Genomic DNA, 17416 nt, shown 5'->3' on the forward strand with positions numbered 1-17416 from the left:
CGGCTCTCCCTGGGCTCCACACTCACTTGAGCGCACCTAACGAAAAACGCCGGCTTCGAGCCGGCGTTTCATCATCAAGGGTCGAATCGGCCGCGCGTTACCGCAGCCCCGACAGCCGCAGATATCCGTCGATGATCTGGTCGCCCCAGAAGAACACCACCCATCCGGCCACGGCCAGATAAGGCCCGAACGGGATCTGCGTCGAGCGGTCGCGCCCCTTCGTCGCCAGCCACGCCGCACCCACCACGGCGCCGATCAGCGAGGAGAACAGGATCACCGGCAGGATGCCGCGCAATCCGACCCATGCGCCGATCGCGGCCAACAGCTTGAAGTCGCCGTGGCCCATGCCTTCCTTGCCGGTGAGCTGCTTGAACAGCCACCACACCGACCAGAGCGACACATAGCCCGCCATCGCCCCCAGCAACGCGGGCTTGGGCGGCAGATAGAGATGCTCCAGGCTGGAGACCAGCCCCAGCCACATCAGTGGCAGCGTCAAGGTATCGGGCAACAGCCGCGTGCGCAGATCGATCCCCGACAGCGCCACCAGGAAACAACTCAACACTGCCGCGCCAAAGCCCTGCCAGCCGAAACCGAAGCGCCACACGCAGAGCACCGCCAGCAGTCCGACCAGCAGCTCGACCGCCGGATACTGCACCGAAATCGGCGTATGGCAGTACCGGCACTTGCCGCGCAGCGCCAGCCAGCTGAACAGCGGAATGTTCTCGAACCAGGCCAGCTTGTGCTTGCAGTGCGGGCAATGCGAAGGCTCGACCACGATCCCGGGCGGCGGCGGGTCGTACAGATCCGGCTGCTCCAGGATCTCGGTGGCATCGCGCCGCCACTGCCACTCCAGGCGCCGCGGCAGCCGCAGGATCACGACATTGAGGAAGCTGCCGACCATCAGGCCGAGCGCGCCCACCACCGGATACCCCAGCTCGGGGTGTTGATCGAGAAACGCCATGGATCAGCCGACCACTTCGCCCAACTTGAATATCGGCAGGTACATGCCGATGACCATGCCGCCGACAAGCACACCCAGAATCACCATGATGGCTGGCTCGATCAGACTGCTCAGCGCATCGACTGCATTGTTCACTTCCTGCTCGTAGTACTCAGCCACCTTGAACAGCATCGTGTCCAGCGCACCTGCCTCCTCACCGATTGCGGTCATCTGGATCACCATATGCGGAAACAGGTTGGTCTGCTTCATTGCCATGTTGACCGGATAACCGACCGCTACGTCATCGCGGATGCGGAACACCGCCTTCTCGTAGACCGTGCTGCCTGTGGCACCTGCGACAGTGTCCAGCGCTTCTACCAGCGGAACGCCTGCCTTAAAGGTGACCGCCAACGTGCGCGCAAAACGGGCGATGGCGCTGTTGTTGAGGATCTGGCCGATCACTGGGACCTTGAGCAGCGCGCGGTCGAGTGCATGCTGCATTGGAAGGGAGCGCTTGAGCGCGAAGATGAAAGCGAAACCACCGCCACCAACAACCAAAAGGGCAAGCCACCAATATGAGGTTGCTACCCTGGAGGCGGCCACGATCAGCTTGGTGAAGGCGGGAAGATCTGCGCCAAATCCAGCGAAAACCGCCTCAAACTGAGGGACGACAAAAATGAGCAAAATCGCACTGACAATCAGCGCAACCGCGATCGTCATTGCAGGGTAGAACAGCGCCTTCTTGATTTTTCCCTTCAAGGATTCAAGGTTCTCCTTGTAGGTGGCAATCGTATCCAGCACGGTCTCCAGGACGCCCGCGCCTTCGCCGGCCCGAACCAGGTTGCGGTACAACTCGTCGAACTGAACGGGGAACTTGCCGATCGCCTCGGATAGCGACGAGCCGCCTTCGATGTCCGTCCTGATCGCTTCGATCATCTTCTTCATTCGCGGGTTTTTGTGTCCGCCGCCGATGATCTCCAGCGAAGTGATAATCGGCACACCCGACTTCATCATGGTCGCCATCTGACGGCTGAAAAACGCGATATCACCTTGTTTGATCGGCTTGCCTGCCGAGCCGAACAGTGGTTTGGGCTTGGGCTTGAGGACGGAAGGCGTGATGCCCTTGCCGCGCAGTTCCGCCCTTAGCAGATTGGCGTTACGCGCCTCCTGCTCGCCCTTCATCTTGACGCCGCGCTTGTCGGTCCCTTGCCAAACGAAGGTGACCAACTGCTTGGTGTCACGCGTGACCGGTACGGATTTCTTGGCGGCTGAACGGCTTACGGCCATGTGCGTTCCCCAGTTGCCGGCATCCCCATGCCGGGTAGCTCGACCCGCATGGTAGCGGGTTCTGCTGGCAAAACAACGTGCAAGTGCGCGATTTCACTGGGCATTTGTCCAGTGTCTCCGTCCTTTTTGGACGGACTTTGCTCAGTCCTTGGTGACCCGGTTGATCTCGGCCAGGCTGGTCAGCCCCTGCTTGACCTTCCATAGGGCCGACTGGCGCAGGTCACGGATGCCCGAACGCTGCGCGGCCTCGGCGATCTGAATGGCGCCACCGCCCTCCAGGATGATCGTGGCGATCTCATCGGTCATCGGCATGACCTGGTAGATGCCCACGCGTCCTTTGTAGCCTTCAGTGCACTCGTCGCAACCCACCGCCTCGAAGACGGTAAACCCCTCGTCCAGCTCTGCTTGGCTGAACCCCTCGGCCAGCAGCGCCTTGGCCGGGATCGTGGCGGATCGCTTGCAGCGTGGGCACAGGCGGCGCGCCAGGCGCTGCGCGATGACCAGGGTCACCGAACTGGTGATGTTGTAGGGCGCGATGCCCATGTTCATCAGGCGCGCGATGGTCTGCGGTGCATCGTTGGTGTGCAGGGTCGAGAGCACCATGTGGCCGGTCTGGGCGGCCTTGACGGCGATCTCGGCCGTCTCCAGGTCGCGGATTTCGCCGACCATGATGATGTCCGGGTCCTGGCGCAGGAACGAGCGCAGCGCCGCGGCGAAGGTCATGCCGCGCTTGTTGTTCTGCTGGACCTGGTTGACGCCGGGCAGGCGGATTTCGACCGGGTCCTCGGCCGTGGAGATGTTGCGCGTGTCGTCGTTGAGGATGCCCAGCGCCGTATACAGCGACACGGTTTTGCCGGAGCCGGTCGGGCCGGTCACCAGCACCATGCCGTAGGGCTTGTGGATGGCATCCAGGAACAGCTTCTGCTGGTCCTCCTCGTAGCCCAGCTTGTCGATGCCCAGCTTGGCGGCGCTGCCATCCAGGATACGCAGCACGATCTTCTCGCCGAACAGCGTCGGCAGGGTGCTGACACGGAAGTCGATCTGGCGGGTCTTGGATAGGTTGAGCTTGATGCGGCCGTCTTGCGGAACGCGCTTTTCGGCGATGTCCAGCTGCGACATGACCTTCAGGCGCGCGGCGATGCGCTGGTTGAGCTTCTGCGGGGCCCGCGCGACGGTCTTGAGGATGCCGTCGATGCGTAAGCGCACACGGTAGTCGGTCTCGTATGGCTCAAAATGAATGTCAGAAGCCCCCTTGCGGATGGCATCGACCAGCATTTTGTTGACGAACTTAACGACTGGCGTATCCTCACCCTTGGCGTCGATGCCTGTGTCGCCGCTCTCCTCGTCGCCTGCCGCCGTGTCCAGGCTGCCGAAATCCTCGTCGTCGCCACCCATCCCGGCGAGCGAGTCGGAGGCATTACTCCATGTTTCCAGCGTCCTTCTAAGCTGGTCATCAGCGACCAGAATCGGCTCCACAGCAAGGTTCGTATGGAACTTAATTTCGTCGAGACCTTGCATGCGCGTCGGGTCGGAGACCCCGACGTACAGCTTGTTGCCACGCTTGAACATGGGCAGGATTTGGTGCTTTTGCAGCAGTTCCTCGCTGACCAATTTCAGAGCGTTTTGAGCAGGGTCGAACGCTGACGCATCAATCAAAGGAATGCCAAACTCGATGGCGTTGGCAGCAGCAAGCTGGGCAGGGCTTACAAGCTTCATCTCTTGTATCCACTGCGCCAATGGAATCTTGGCATGAGATGCTTCGGCCATCGCGGTGCGAGCGGCGCCTTCTTCAAGCGCGCCATCCATCACGAGGCGGCGGGCGATTCCAGTAATGCCGACAAGGTTAGGAGATGCAATTGCGTTCATGCGCAATGATTCTTTCTCTTCTGTTTGACGACAGATTAGCGCGTTTCGCGTCTAGCTGAGAGATGTTCACTCAAGACTATCGGATCGACCTGGATCGACCGCGCTGGTTAGGGAAAATTCCACAGGCTCTGGCCCAGACGTGGATTGGCGCCTAAAAAAAAGCCTCCAATCTCTTGGAGGCTCTCTTAAACAAGTTAGTTAAGCTGAATCATGCGCCCTTACAGCTGCTGGGCAGGTACTTCTGCTTGATCGTGCCTGTGCAGGTCCAGACGATCGTGCCGTTCGGCGGAGTGTTGGCAGCAAGAGCGGCCCCGCCGGCGGTCGGCGTCAGAACAACAGTACCATTGCCGGCCTTGGCGGTCGTTGTAACAGTGATCACGCCTGTGGCTGCGGCAATCGCAGTGGAGGTCACGTTGGGGGACTTATCAGCCGCGGTGGTCAAGGTTGCGCCGGTGCCAAGATCCGCCGCGCCTTGGGCGGCATTCTCGGCGACAGTGACCTTCAGGCCATCTGCTAGCACCATAGCTTCTGAAACGCGCGACCGCACAACGTAATCTTGATACGCCGGCAGCGCGATGGCGGCCAGGATGGCGATGATGGCGACCACGATCATCAGTTCGATGAGGGTGAAGCCGCCCTGCATGTTCTTCTTCATGAGCAATTCCTTCGAAGGGTGGTGGAACTGGTTGAGGGACACTGTCTCCCCGTGTCCCTGGGATGTCGCGGACCGTGGGCGCCGTGGATACCCACGTGCGGGAGGTACTCAGCACGAAGCGTGCCAACATCGTCATCGCCTCAAGGCCTATCGGTGGGCAACTCACCCGCGTTTAGGCAGTTGCGCGATGAGCTATCGATCCGCTTCTGCCTTGCTGCGTCAAAAAGTGACGCATCTCGTCAGCTGTTGGTCGCTGGGGAAAGATTTGTAGGGAGAAGCTGAGCGAAGTCTCAGTTCAAGTCGCACACCAAGTCTCACTTCTGGGTTGCCTATCAGTGCGTGGCCTCGGGCTCATTCGATGCCGAGCTTCTTGAGCTTGTAGCGCAGGGCGCGGAAGGTGATGCCGAGCTGGGCCGCAGCCTTGGTCTTGTTCCAGCGGTTGTCCTCCAGGGCCTTGTGAATGGCGGCGCGCTCCATCTGTTCGATGTAGGAGGGGAGCGGGCCTTCGGCTTCATTGGCCGTTGGCGCGGACGAGGCGCCGGATTGCGACGGCAGGCCTTGGCCGAACTGGGGAGTGGGTGCGGAGCGGAACGGGTCGTAGTCCTGGGGCGGCGGGGACTGTGGGGGAGGCTGCGCCGCGGCAGATCGGCGCTCACCCTGCGGCAGGCGCAGATCGCTGGCGTCGATGGCGTCCTCGTCGGCCATGGCCATGGCGCGCTCTAGGATGTTCTCCAGCTCACGGACGTTGCCAGGGAAGGCGTACTGCGACAGCGCATCCGCCGCGGCTGGGGTCAGGCGCGGGGCCGGGCGTCCCTGGCTGCCTGCCAGCCGGTTAAGGATGGCGCCGGTCAGCTGCGGCAGGTCGCCGGTGCGTTCGCGCAGCGGCGGCACGCGCAGTTCGATGACGTTGATGCGGTAGTACAGGTCGTGGCGGAAGCGGCCGTCGTGGGCCAGTTCGCCCAGGTCCTTGTGGGTGGCCGACAGAATGCGCACGTCGACCTGGATCTCGCCCGAGGCGCCGACCGGGCGAACGGCCTTCTCCTGGATGGCGCGCAGCAGCTTGACCTGCATGGGCAGCGGGAGTTCGGCCACCTCGTCCAGGAACAGGGTGCCGCCGCTGGCCGCCTGGAACAGGCCCTGCTTGTCGGCGTGTGCGCCGGTAAAGCTGCCTTTCTTGTGGCCGAAGAACTCGCTTTCCATCAGCTCGGCCGGGATCGCGCCGCAATTGACCGGCACGAAGGGACCCGACGAGCGCGCGCCCTGCTCATGAATCGTGCGGGCCACCAGCTCCTTGCCCACGCCCGATTCGCCGAGGATGTAGACCGGCGCCTGGCTGCGGGCGACCTTGGCGATGGTGTCGCGCAGCTCGCGCATCGCCGACGACTCGCCCAGCAGGCGCATCGCGTGCTGGGCAGGCGCGGGCGCCGGCGAGGGGCGCTCGACGTTGTTGAGTTCAAGCGCGTGCTTGACCAGGCCGCGCAGGACGTTGATGTCCACCGGCTTGCTGACGAAATCGAAGGCACCCGCCTTGAGCGCCTCCACCGCCAGCTCGACATTGCCGAATGCAGTGATCATCGCCACCGGCGTCTTGGGGAACTGCCGCGAGATCTCGCCCACCAGCTCGATGCCGTTGCCGTCGGGCAGTCGCATGTCGGTGAAGCACAGGTCGTAGGCATTGCGGGCCAGCAGCGCGCGCGCCTCGCCCAGGTTGGCAGCGGTGTCGATGCGGATGCCCATGCGGCCCAGGGTGAGGGTCAGCAGTTCGCGGATATCGCGTTCGTCATCGACGATCAGGGCGCTTCGGGGGTCGCTCATCGTGGTCTCGCGTGGTTCGCCGCCAGTCTACCGGCTGAACGGGCCGGCGAGCGAGAGGCGCGCCGCGGATATCGGCCCAACCCCTCACGCGTCAGTTCGTCAGCAGGGCGTTGGGCCCGGGCATGGCGATGCGGAAACAGCTGCCGCCTCCGGGCACCGAGACATAGTCCAGCGTCGCCTGGTTGGCCCGGCACAGCTCCTGGGCGATGTACAGGCCCAGCCCGGTGCCGTGCTCGGAGGTGGTGAAGAACGGCCGGAACAGCTGCGCCGCGACCGAGGGCGGAATGCCGGGTCCACGATCAAGCACGTCGATCATGGCACGCTTGTCGAGCTGGAACACGCGCAGGCGCACGCGCGCCGGCTCGCCTGGCAGGCGGCCGTAGTTGAAGGCGTTGTGGACCAGCACCGTGCAGACCTGGTGCAGGTGGCGCGGATCGACCAGGGCGGTGACCTGATGCCTGCCGGTAACCGCTTCCAGGCTGTCGGTCTCGATCGACATCGACTGCTGGTACTCGTCGACGAACTGGCGGGTGAAGAGGTTGAGGTCGGTGTGCTCGGGAATGGCGCGCTCGCGCCGGGCCAGGCCGAGCACGCTTTCGACGATGCCGTTGGTGCGCTGGCACTGCTGATGGATGATGCCCAGCAGATGGCGATCGCTGGCGTTGAACTCGCGCGACTCTTCCAGCAGCTGCACGGCGTAGTTGATGGCGGCCAGGGGATTGCGGATCTCGTGGGCCAGGCTGGCCGAGAAGCGTCCCAGCGCGGCCAGGGTCAGCGATTCGGCCCGGCGCGAGACCACCGTGGCGTCGTCCAGGAACACCAGCGAGAGGTCGCTGCCGGCCAGCAGGCGGGCGAAGCGCGGCTGGATGTCCGGCTGGTCGGGCGAGAGCGCCAGCGGTGTCTCGTCCTGCTGCCAGCCGTTGCGCCAGCGCTGCATGCGCCGGGCCAGCTCCGGCGACACGTTCTGCAGCAGGTTGCCCTCACTGGCCTCGGGCACTTCCGCGACTGCGCCGAGCAGGGCGGTCGCCGCCTCGTTGGACAGGCGGATGCGCCCGCCGCCATCGACCACCAGCACGCCGGTGCGCATGCGGCGGATGATCAGCTCGTTGACCTCCACCAGGTTGGCGACCTCGGCCCCCCGTTCGTCCGCCAACTGTTGGCTGCGCCGCGCGCGCAGGCCGACCTGCACCGACAGCAGGCCCACGGCCAGGTAGCTGATGCAGAACATCACGACCTCGGCCACAGGCCGCGGGGGTGCGTTCAGCGCGAAAGCGGCCACCAGGTACTGACCAAAGTGCGCGGCCGTCGCGGCCACGGCCACGCCGATGCCCCAGCGTAGCGGCAGCAGGGCGCAGGCGGCGGCCACGTTGAACAGCAGCAGCATGGCCACGCCCTGTGCGGACGGGGGCAGGGCGGAGGTCACCACGCAGGCCACGGCGATGTCGACGCCGACGCCGATCGTCACGATCGGCAGCAGGTGCTTCTCGTTGCGGCCGAAGATCAGCATCGCCGCCGAGAACACTAGGTAGAACACGGTGAGACAGGTGACCAGCAAGGGCGACTGGATGTCGTCCCCGCCCAGGATGTCCGAGAGCGGGCTGAACAGGATGCCGGCCAGAATGCCGGCCTCCAGGACCCGGTACAGGGCCAGCGAATACAGCTCGCGCCGCGGAACCGAGGCCAGTGGCAGGGTCGGCGTCTTGGCGGGCCCGTTACTCAAGTTGGACGAATCCTTCCACTGGATGGAACGAACCCGAGTATAGGAGCCCGGCGCCAAAACCGCCGCTTTTGCGTCGCAACAGCGCCATGGGCGACAATGTGCGGCCCATCGGCGCCCAGGCTGCCCCCGTCTTGAGGAGGGCGCGCCGACGCGCGCGATGCGTACTGACCTTATCTATACGGTGACGCATGAATTTCCACGAATACCAGGCAAAACAACTGCTTGCCGAATACGGCATCCCGGTCCCGGCCGGCAAGGTCGCTGCGACCCCGGACGAAGCGGTTGAAGTGGCCAAGTCGCTGGGGCAGGGCCCTTGGATGGTCAAGGCCCAGATCCACGCCGGTGGCCGCGGCAAGGCGGGTGGCGTCAAGTTCTGCAAGACGACCGACGATGTGAAGGCGGCCGCGGCCAAGATGCTCGGCACCAAGATGGCGACCTACCAGACCGCCGGCGTCGAGCTGCCGATCGGCCTGGTGCTGGTGACCACCGCCGGCGAGATCGTCAAGGAGCTGTACCTGTCGGTTCTGGTCGACCGTGGCACCAAGACCATCACCTACATCGCCTCTTCCGAGGGCGGCATGGAGATCGAGCAGGTCGCCGCCGAGACCCCGGACAAGATCCATACGCTCAACGTTGACTTCGTCGAGGGCGTGCAGGGCTACCACGGCCGCGACATCGGCTTCAAGCTGGGCCTGACCGCCAAGCAGGCCGGCCAGCTGGCCAGCATCATGGTCAACCTGTACCGCATCTTCAACGACAAGGACCTGGCGCTGGTCGAGATCAACCCGCTGGCGATCCTGGACGATGGCAACCTGTACGCGCTGGACGGCAAGTTCAACAGCGACGACAACGCCAACTTCCGTCACAAGGATCTGGTCGCCATGCGCGACAAGACCCAGGAAGATCCGACCGAGGTGATCGCCTCGGAGCTGGACATCAACTACGTGACCATGGACGGCAATATCGGCTGCATGGTCAACGGCGCCGGCCTGGCCATGGCCACCATGGACGTGATCAAGCTCAACGGCGGCGAGCCGGCCAACTTCCTGGACGTGGGCGGCGGTGCCAACAAGCAGCGCGTGATCGAGGCCTTCAAGCTCATCCTGTCCTCGGACAAGGTGCAGGGCATCTTCGTCAACATCTTTGGCGGCATCGTGCGCTGCGACATGATCGCCGAGGGCATCATCGCCGCGGTCAAGGAAGTGGGCGTCAAGGTGCCGGTGGTCGTGCGCCTGGAAGGCACCAACGTGGAGGAAGGCAAGCAGCTGCTGCGCGACAGCGGCATGGCCATCATCCCGGCCGACAACATCAACGACGGCGCCAAGAAGGTCGTTGAAGCCGTCAAGAACGCCGCCTGATCCACGACACCGAAGGAAATCCAATGTCTGTCCTTATCAACAAGAACACCAAGGTGATCGTGCAGGGCTTCACCGGCCAGCAGGGCACCTTCCACGCCACCCAGATGCTCGATTACGGCACCCAGGTGGTCGGCGGCGTGACCCCCGGCAAGGGCGGCACCACCCACCTCGAGCTGCCGGTGTTCAACACCGTGGCCGATGCGGTGCAGGCCACCGGCGCCGACGCCTCGGTCATCTACGTGCCGCCGCCGTTCGCGGCCGACGCCATCCTGGAAGCGGCCGCGGCCGGCATCAAGGTCATCGTGTGCATCACCGAGGGCATCCCGGTGCTGGACATGCTGCGCGTCAAGAACGTGCTCACCCGCGCCCATCCGGACACCGTGCTGATCGGGCCGAACTGCCCGGGCGTCATCACTCCGGGCGAGTGCAAGATCGGCATCATGCCGGGCCACATCCACAAGCCGGGCAAGATCGGCATCGTCTCGCGTTCGGGCACGCTGACCTATGAAGCGGTCAAGCAGACCACCGAGGTCGGCCTGGGCCAGAGCACCTGCATCGGCATCGGCGGCGACCCGATCAACGGCCTGAACTTCGTCGACTGCCTCAAGCTGTTCAACGAAGACCCGCAGACCGAAGGCATCATCATGGTCGGCGAGATCGGCGGCGACGCCGAGGAAGCCGGCGCCGAGTACATCGCCAAGCACGTCAAGAAGCCGGTCGTCGGTTTCATCGCCGGCGCCTCGGCCCCGGCGGGCAAGCGCATGGGCCATGCCGGTGCGATCGCCTCGGGCGGCAAGGGCACGGCCGAAGGCAAGTTCGCGGCGATGGAAGCCGCGGGCGTCAAGACTGTCCGCTCGCCGGGCGATCTGGGTGCCGCGATCGCTGCGCTGGTCAAGTAAGCAGCGCCGCCAGCTGCTTGTTGCACACGACGGGTCGCCTTCGGGCGGCCCGTTTTGCTTTTGGCGCCTTCGCGCGGCCGACGGCGGCTCGAAGTGAAGCGCGAGGTCAGCGTTTCGCTTCGGCTTTCGCTGCAGAAGGCCAAGCGCCGTCGACGAACCTTCTATCGTCTTTCCCGCGAAAGCGGGAACCCAGTGCCTCTGGCTCCTGCGCGCGTAAGTCGCTGGGTTCCCGCTGTCGCGGGAACGACGGTAATGAGCACTTTCCCCAGCAGTCGCAAGCTGTGCTCGTGTGCATGGCAGCGACGGGGAGGCCTGTGAGCACAGGCAACCTTGGCGCGTTTGGCCGCGCCGGTGCGAGGGCGCAGAATGGCGCACTGTTTCTTCGCTCCCGATCCGCCGCATGCGCCTGCTCGCCTTTGAAACCTCCACCGAAGCCTGTTCGGTTGCCCTGTCCGTCGATGGTCAGGTGATCGAGCGCTTTGAGCTCGCGCCGCGTCGCCATGCCGAACTGGCGCTGCCGTGGGCGCAGGCGCTGCTGGACCAGGCGGGCGTGGCCAAGTCTCAGCTCGATGCGATCGCGGTGGGACGCGGGCCCGGCGCGTTTACTGGCGTGCGCCTGGCGATCGCGCTGGGCCAGGGCCTGGCGCTGGCACTGGACCGGCCGCTGCTGTCCGTGTCGACGCTGCAGGCCCTGGCGCTGCGCGCCCCTGCCGAGGCCACCCGCGTGATGGCCGCGATCGACGCGCGCATGGGTGAGGTGTATTCCGCCTGCTATCGCCGCCAGGGCGAGGTGCTGGAGGCGCTGGATGCCGAGACGGTGGGCGCGCCCGAGGCGGTCGCGCTGGCCGATGGTGAAGGCGGGTGGCAGGCCGTGGGCACCGGATTCGCCGCGGTCGACGGCGCCCTTGCCGCGCGGCTGCAGGACCAACTCATCGCCGTGGACGCAGGCGCGCTGCCGCATGCCGCCGACGTGGCCACCCTGGCGCTGCAGGCCTGGGCGCGCGGTGAGCGCCCGTCTCCCGAATCCGTCGAACCGGCCTACTTGCGCAACAACGTGGCGCTGACGCTGGAGGAACAGCAGGCGCTGCGCGCGGCGAAGGCGGCGAAGACAGGAGGATGAATATGTGGGGCCTTGTGCGAAGCGGCTTCTTCGGGAAAGCCTGATCGCCGCCAGGGCAGCTCACACGATGCGATGCGCAGCGTGCCTGGGGGGGCGCCTGTATCTTCACATTACTCGTGGCCTCGTAGAGCGGAGCTTGCTCCGCTGAGGCTTTGCCAACGATCCGGCACAAGCGCAGCGGAGCAAGCTCCGCTCTACAGGGGGTGGTCAACGGTGGCGAGGCGGATCCGTCGGCACCGCCCACCGGCTCTCATCTGTCCGCTCTGCCGCCCGTGTTTTGCGCGGACCTACTGATCGCGCAGCTCACCCGCCGGCAGGAACACCCAAGTCCGGGTGACGTGCAGGATGTCCACGTGCTCGTCGGTGTCGGGCAGAGGCGGGAAGGGCGCGGCCAGCGCGACCACGCGCAGGGCGGCCGAATCCAGCAGCGGCACGCCGCTGGACTGGATGATCCGGCTCTGTTCGACCGTGCCGTTGCGGCGCACCGCCACCGAGATCACCACCTGCCCGGACAGGCGCTTGCGGCGCGCCTCGTCGGGATAGTTGAGGTTGCCCACGCGCTCGGCGCGGTCGACCCAGGCGCGCAGATAGTTGGCCCAGGCGTACTCCTGGGTGCTGGCCGAGACGAACTTGCGCTTGGGCCGCTTGGCGTACAGGTCCGAGCGCAGATGGATTTCGGCGGCCAGGCGCGCCATTTCCATGTCGTGCTCGATCTTCTGCTCGCCCGGCGGCAGGTCCGGCCGGTCCGGACGCGGATGCGCTTCCTGCGGCGGGACGATGATGTCCGAATCGGCGGTGGTGACGACCCGGGTCTGCGGCGGTGGGGCGGCGTCGGGCGCCTGCGCGCGCAGCGGCACCGGCGAGACGCCGGCCTCGGCCTGCGGCACCACGCCGGCCTGGCTTTCGCGCGGCCGCCGCGACTTCTGCGCATCGCCGCCGCCCTGCTGGCTGGCGGCCGCCAGGAAGTCGGCCTGCTTGGGCGTCAGCGGCGTGCTGGTCTGGCTGAGGATCACGTCCAGGGTCGGCACCACCGGCGCGTTGTCGTCCAGCGCGAAGCCCAGCCCGAGCAGCACGATGCCGTGGATCAGCACCGACAGCGCCAGGGTGGCGCCGAGTCGGGCGTTCTCGTCGAGCGGGGGCGCGGGCAGCGCGGCGGACGACATGGCGCGGATCAGGCCGCGAGCTTGCGCTCGATCGCGTCGAACAGCTGGCCGGCGATGTTCAGGCCGAACTGGGCGTCCAGCTCGCGTACGCAGGTCGGGCTGGTGACGTTGACCTCGGTCAGGTAGTCGCCGATCACGTCCAGGCCGACGAACAGCATGCCATGCGCCTTCATCGCCGGGCCGACCTGGCTGGCGATCCAGCGGTCGCGCTCGCTGATCGGGCGGCCCTCGCCGCGGCCGCCGGCGGCCAGGTTGCCGCGGAACTCATCGCCCTGCGGGATGCGCGCCAGGCAGTAGTCGATCACCTCGCCGTCGACCAGCAGCACGCGCTTGTCGCCGGCGCTGATGTCCGGGATGAACTTCTGCGCGAGCGCCAGTTTGCGGCCGCCGTCGGTCAGCGTTTCCAGGATCACGTTAAGGTTGGGATCGCCGGTGCCGGTGCGGAAGATCGAGCGCCCGCCCATGCCGTCCAGCGGCTTGAGCACCGCCTGACCGTGCTCGTGGACGAAGGCCTTGAGCTCGGCGGCGCTGCGGCTGACGCGCGTGGGCGGGCAGCACTGCGGGAACAGCAGCGCGGCCAGCTTCTCGTTGTAGTCGCGCAGGCCCTGCGGGTTGTTGACCACCAGCGCGCCGGCGCGCTGGGCGATCTCCAGCACCTGCGTGTCGTAGACGTATTCCGGATCGACCGGCGGGTCCTTGCGCATCAGCACGACCTGGCCCGGGCCGAACACGGTCTCGGTCTCGGCCCCCAGGGTGAACCAGCCGGCCTTGTCGTCGGCCACGGTCAGCGGCGCGGTGCGCGCCAGGGCCGCACCGCCGCGCAGCGACAGCCCGCCCGGAATGACGTAATGCAGCCGGTGGCCGCGCCGCTGGGCCTCGAGCAACATGGCGAAGGTGGTGTCCTTGGCGATCTTGATCGACCCGATGGGGTCCATCACCACGATGACGTCGAGAGGCATGAGGCGTACAGGAAGGGGGTGCGACAGGGTCTTGATGGTAACAGGCGCCGGCCGCGCCCCACGGTTCTGCAATGGGCGTCACAGAGCGCGCGCCACCGGCTGCGCCGTCTTGACAGGCCGCGTGGACGGGTGGGATATAAGGCGCTTCGCAGCGATGCCGCCGATGAAGCGTCGCGCGCCAGGGGAATGCTCCGCCATGACAGACAACGATAGCCAGGCCGGTGGATTGGACGGCCTGCGGGTGATGGTGATCGACGATTCGAAAACCATCCGGCGCACGGCCGAGACCCTGCTCAAGCGCGAGGGCTGCGAGGTGGTGACCGCCACCGACGGCTTCGAGGCGTTGGCCAAGATCGCCGACCAGCAGCCGCAGATCATCTTCGTGGACATCATGATGCCGCGCCTGGACGGCTACCAGACCTGCGCGCTGATCAAGAACAACCAGGTCTTCAAGCGCACGCCGGTGATCATGCTGTCCTCCAAGGACGGCCTGTTCGACAAGGCGCGCGGGCGCATCGTCGGGTCCGAGCAGTACCTCACCAAACCGTTCACGCGGGAGGAGCTGCTCGAGGCCATCCGCACCCACGTCGCCGCCTGATAGAGCGTGCTATGCACATTGAGATGAGATGCGTTGGCTGTCAGCGGTGCGGAGGTGGTGTCGCGCGGTGCGGCCTTGGCTGGCTGCCAAGGCAAGCCGCGCGGCGCCGGCTCCGTGCCGCTGACGGCCAACCCGGAGGGAAGCGACCTGGCGCGCGCCGATACTGCGTTGCGCGCTTTGCCCAGGCGGCCAGCCTGGGCGGCAGCGCACGCCTTGTCTCGACACGCCCCAGGTCGCTTCGCACTCATCTCAATGTGCATAGCACGCTCTAGGGAACGCCATGGACGCCGTTTCCCATCGCCCCGCCGCCCACGCCTCCGGCCTCGCCTCGTCGCAGGTGTCGGCATGATCCGCACGCCTTTCGACATCCTGGCCGACTACGAGCGCCGCAGCCTGGCCCACGCGGTGGCCCTGCCGCAGGCGCGCGCCGAGGAGGATCAGTGGCGCGGGGTCGCCTACCGGATCGGGTCGCGCCGGCTGGTGTCCAGTTTCGATGAGGTGGTGGAGATCGTGCCGATCCCGCCGGTGACGCCGGTGCCCGGCGCGCAGCCGTGGATGCTGGGCGTGGGCAATCTGCGCGGCAACCTGTTCCCGGTGATCGACCTGAAGCAGTTCCTCCAGGGCGAGCGGACCGTGCTGCACGAGGGGCAGCGGGTGCTGGTGATGCGCCAGGCCGGTGGCGATGTGGCGCTGACCATCGACGAACTGTACGGGCAGCGCAGCTTCGGCCGCGACCAGGTCACCGCGCCTGGGGCGCTGGCCGATGGCCGCTTCGGACATTTCGTCTCGCAGGCGTTTTCCAGCGACGGCCAGGATTGGGGGGTGTTCGCGCTATCGCTGCTGGCGCGAACGCCGGAGTTCCGGCAGGCCGCGCAATAGCGCGGCGCCGGAGACGCAGCGCCGCTGGGGTGGCGGCGCGCGTGCATTCACTGATGTTCTTTTCGGGGATCAAGCAATGAGTACTGCCGCGGAAACGCCCAAGGCCAGGCTGGGCGGCATGGGGACCACGTTCTGGGCGATCCTGCTGGTGCTGTCCTTCCTGGTGGTGACGGCCAATACGGCCATGTCGACCTATCAGGGCAGCCGTTTGTCAGGCGCCGCCACCGGCGCGGCCGATCTGCAGGTGCTGTCCCAGCAGCTGGCCAACCAGGCCAACGAGGCCGTCGGCGGCAACGCCCCGGCCTACGCCGCGTTCAAGGCCACCCGCGGCCAGATCAACAAGACGCTGAGTGGCTTGCAGGAGCGCTTTGGCCAGGAGCCGGGCGTGCAGGGCGCGCTGCAGCAGCTGCTGACCACCTGGAAGCCGCTGGACGCCAGCGCCGGCCAGATCGTCAACGCCGAGCCGGCCGTGCTGGCGCTGGCCGGCAACGCCAACCGCTTCGGCGCGCAGGTGCCGCAGCTGCAGGCGCAGCTCAACGAGGTAGTGCGCGCCATGTCCGCCAGCGGCGCACCGTCCTCGCAGGTCTACAGCGCGCTGCAGCAGGTCGTGGTGGCCGGCCGCATGGCCCGCAACGTCACCGAGATGCGCGCCGGCGGCAGCACCGCGACCATGGCCGGCGACGCGCTGGCGCGCGATGCGCTGCTGTTCGGCCAGGTGATCGAAGGCCTGCGCAACGGCAACGAGGAGCTGGGCATCGCCCCGCTGCGCGTGCCGGCGGCGGTGCAGGCGCTGGAGCAGTCGCAGACGCTGTGGACCGGCATGAAGCGCGACCTGGACGCGATCCTGGGCAGTGCGCGCAGCCTGTTCGCCGCGCAGTCGGCCTCCGGTGCGATCACCGAGGGCTCGGGCAAGATGCTGGAGGACAGCAAGAAGCTGTTCGACGCGTTCTCCGCCTTCGGCTCGGTGCGCGATACGCGCGTGTTCCCCAACCTTTGGTACACCATCGTCGGCGGCGCCATCCTGGTGCTCTCGCTGATCGCGCTGCTCTACAGCCTCTACGCCGGGCGCCAGCGCGAGCAGGAAATCCGCTACCAGACCCAGGTCGAATACAACAGCCGCAACCAGCAGGCGATCATGCGCCTGCTCGACGAAATCTCCTCGCTGGGCGAGGGCGACCTGACGGTCAAGGCCTCGGTCACCGAGGACATGACCGGGGCGATCGCCGACGCGATCAACTACGCGGTGGACGAACTGCGTCACCTGGTGACCACGATCAACGACACCTCGGTGCAGGTGGCCGCCTCGACCCAGGAGACCCAGGCCACCGCGCTGCAGCTGGCCGAGGCGGCCAACCATCAGGCCGAGCAGATCACCACCGCCTCGGACCGCATCAACGAGATCGCGGTCAGCATCGAGGAGGTCTCGCGCAACTCCACCGACTCGGCCGAGGTGGCGCAGCGCTCGGTGCTGATCGCCACCGAGGGCGCGGGCGTGGTGCGCGAGACCATCCGCGGCATGGACCAGATCCGCGACCAGATCCAGGAGACTTCCAAGCGCATCAAGCGCCTGGGCGAGTCCTCGCAGGAGATCGGCTCGGTGGTGGAACTGATCAACGACATTTCCGAACAGACCAACATCCTCGCGCTCAACGCGGCGGTGCAGGCGGCCTCGGCCGGCGAGGCCGGGCGCGGGTTCGCGGTGGTGGCCGACGAAGTGCAGCGCCTGGCCGAACGCACCTCGGGCGCGACCAAGCGCATCGAATCGCTGGTCCAGGCGATCCAGGCCGACACCAACGAGGCGGTCAGCTCGATGGAGCAGACCACCTCCGAAGTGGTCTCCGGCGCGCGCCTGGCGGAGGACGCAGGCACGGCGCTGGGCGAGATCGAGCGGGTGTCCAGCGACTTGAACGAGCTGATCAAGAACATCTCCGCCGCCGCCCAGCAGCAGTCCACCGCGGCCCTGGACATCACCCAGACCATGGGCGTGATCCGCCGCATCACCCTGCAGACCTCGCAGGGCGCCGGGCAGACCGCCGAATCGATCGGACACCTGACCCAGCTGGCATCGGATTTGCGTCGCTCCGTGGCCGACTTCAAGCTGCCGGGCTGAGGACATTGAACGCATGACCAGCATCGTCCACCACCCGGCCTTCGGCA

At 66.3% G+C, this 17416-nt stretch carries 14 protein-coding genes; 6 read left to right on the forward strand and 8 right to left on the reverse strand.

Going from position 1 to position 17416, the window contains the following annotated elements:
• Nucleotides 1-97: 97 nt before the first annotated feature.
• From EAT51_RS16050 to EAT51_RS16075, 6 genes are all read right to left on the reverse strand, one after another.
• The gene (locus tag EAT51_RS16050; RefSeq protein ID WP_130561823.1) at nt 98-961 is read right to left on the reverse strand and encodes a prepilin peptidase; all 864 of its coding nucleotides are present in this window, start codon (nt 959-961) and stop codon (nt 98-100) included.
• A gap of 3 nt (nt 962-964) precedes the next feature.
• Complete coding sequence (locus tag EAT51_RS16055) at nt 965-2227, reverse strand: type II secretion system F family protein (protein WP_130561824.1); 1263 nt, start codon at nt 2225-2227, stop codon at nt 965-967.
• A gap of 141 nt (nt 2228-2368) precedes the next feature.
• Nucleotides 2369-4093, reverse strand: a complete 1725-nt coding sequence (gene pilB, locus EAT51_RS16060; RefSeq protein WP_130561825.1) for a type IV-A pilus assembly ATPase PilB — start codon at nt 4091-4093, stop codon at nt 2369-2371.
• 208 nt (nt 4094-4301) lie between these two features.
• Nucleotides 4302-4748: a pilin gene (locus EAT51_RS16065; protein WP_130561826.1), complete on the reverse strand. Its 447-nt coding sequence runs from the start codon at nt 4746-4748 to the stop codon at nt 4302-4304.
• 351 nt (nt 4749-5099) lie between these two features.
• Nucleotides 5100-6563 carry a sigma-54-dependent transcriptional regulator gene (locus tag EAT51_RS16070; protein ID WP_130561827.1) on the reverse strand — a complete coding sequence of 488 codons (1464 nt, stop codon included), beginning with the start codon at nt 6561-6563 and terminating at the stop codon, nt 5100-5102.
• Nucleotides 6564-6654: 91 nt separating this feature from the next.
• A complete protein-coding gene (locus tag EAT51_RS16075) occupies nt 6655-8283 on the reverse strand; it encodes a sensor histidine kinase (RefSeq protein WP_130561828.1) in 1629 nt (542 codons plus the stop codon).
• A 188-nt stretch (nt 8284-8471) separates the two neighbouring features.
• On the opposite strand from EAT51_RS16075, the gene sucC reads away from it, so the two are divergent.
• From sucC to tsaB, 3 genes are all read left to right on the forward strand, one after another.
• Complete coding sequence (gene sucC / locus EAT51_RS16080) at nt 8472-9641, forward strand: ADP-forming succinate--CoA ligase subunit beta (RefSeq protein WP_130519285.1); 1170 nt, start codon at nt 8472-8474, stop codon at nt 9639-9641.
• 23 nt (nt 9642-9664) lie between these two features.
• Nucleotides 9665-10540 (forward strand): succinate--CoA ligase subunit alpha, encoded by an 876-nt coding sequence (sucD, locus tag EAT51_RS16085; RefSeq protein WP_130519284.1) that lies wholly within the window; start codon nt 9665-9667, stop codon nt 10538-10540.
• Between the two features lie 400 nt (nt 10541-10940).
• Nucleotides 10941-11660, forward strand: coding sequence for a tRNA (adenosine(37)-N6)-threonylcarbamoyltransferase complex dimerization subunit type 1 TsaB (gene tsaB / locus EAT51_RS16090; RefSeq protein ID WP_130561829.1), 720 nt, complete (start codon nt 10941-10943; stop codon nt 11658-11660).
• A 287-nt stretch (nt 11661-11947) separates the two neighbouring features.
• On the opposite strand, the gene EAT51_RS16095 is transcribed toward tsaB, so the two are convergent.
• The gene (locus EAT51_RS16095) at nt 11948-12823 is read right to left on the reverse strand and encodes an energy transducer TonB (RefSeq protein WP_130519280.1); all 876 of its coding nucleotides are present in this window, start codon (nt 12821-12823) and stop codon (nt 11948-11950) included.
• A gap of 8 nt (nt 12824-12831) precedes the next feature.
• Nucleotides 12832-13782, reverse strand: coding sequence for a glutathione synthase (gene gshB / locus EAT51_RS16100; RefSeq protein WP_130523588.1), 951 nt, complete (start codon nt 13780-13782; stop codon nt 12832-12834).
• A gap of 196 nt (nt 13783-13978) precedes the next feature.
• Between gshB and pilG the strand changes: the two genes are divergently transcribed.
• From pilG to EAT51_RS16120, 3 genes are all read left to right on the forward strand, one after another.
• Nucleotides 13979-14380: a twitching motility response regulator PilG gene (gene pilG / locus EAT51_RS16105; RefSeq protein ID WP_130561830.1), complete on the forward strand. Its 402-nt coding sequence runs from the start codon at nt 13979-13981 to the stop codon at nt 14378-14380.
• A 348-nt stretch (nt 14381-14728) separates the two neighbouring features.
• Nucleotides 14729-15259 carry a chemotaxis protein CheW gene (locus EAT51_RS16115; protein ID WP_130519341.1) on the forward strand — a complete coding sequence of 177 codons (531 nt, stop codon included), beginning with the start codon at nt 14729-14731 and terminating at the stop codon, nt 15257-15259.
• A gap of 76 nt (nt 15260-15335) precedes the next feature.
• Entirely contained in the window at nt 15336-17369 is a 2034-nt protein-coding gene (locus EAT51_RS16120; RefSeq protein WP_130519273.1) for a methyl-accepting chemotaxis protein, read from the forward strand.
• The last annotated feature ends 47 nt before the right edge of the window (nt 17370-17416 follow it).

This window comes from Pseudoxanthomonas winnipegensis, from assembly GCF_004283755.1.
Lineage (GTDB): Bacteria > Pseudomonadota > Gammaproteobacteria > Xanthomonadales > Xanthomonadaceae > Pseudoxanthomonas_A > Pseudoxanthomonas_A winnipegensis.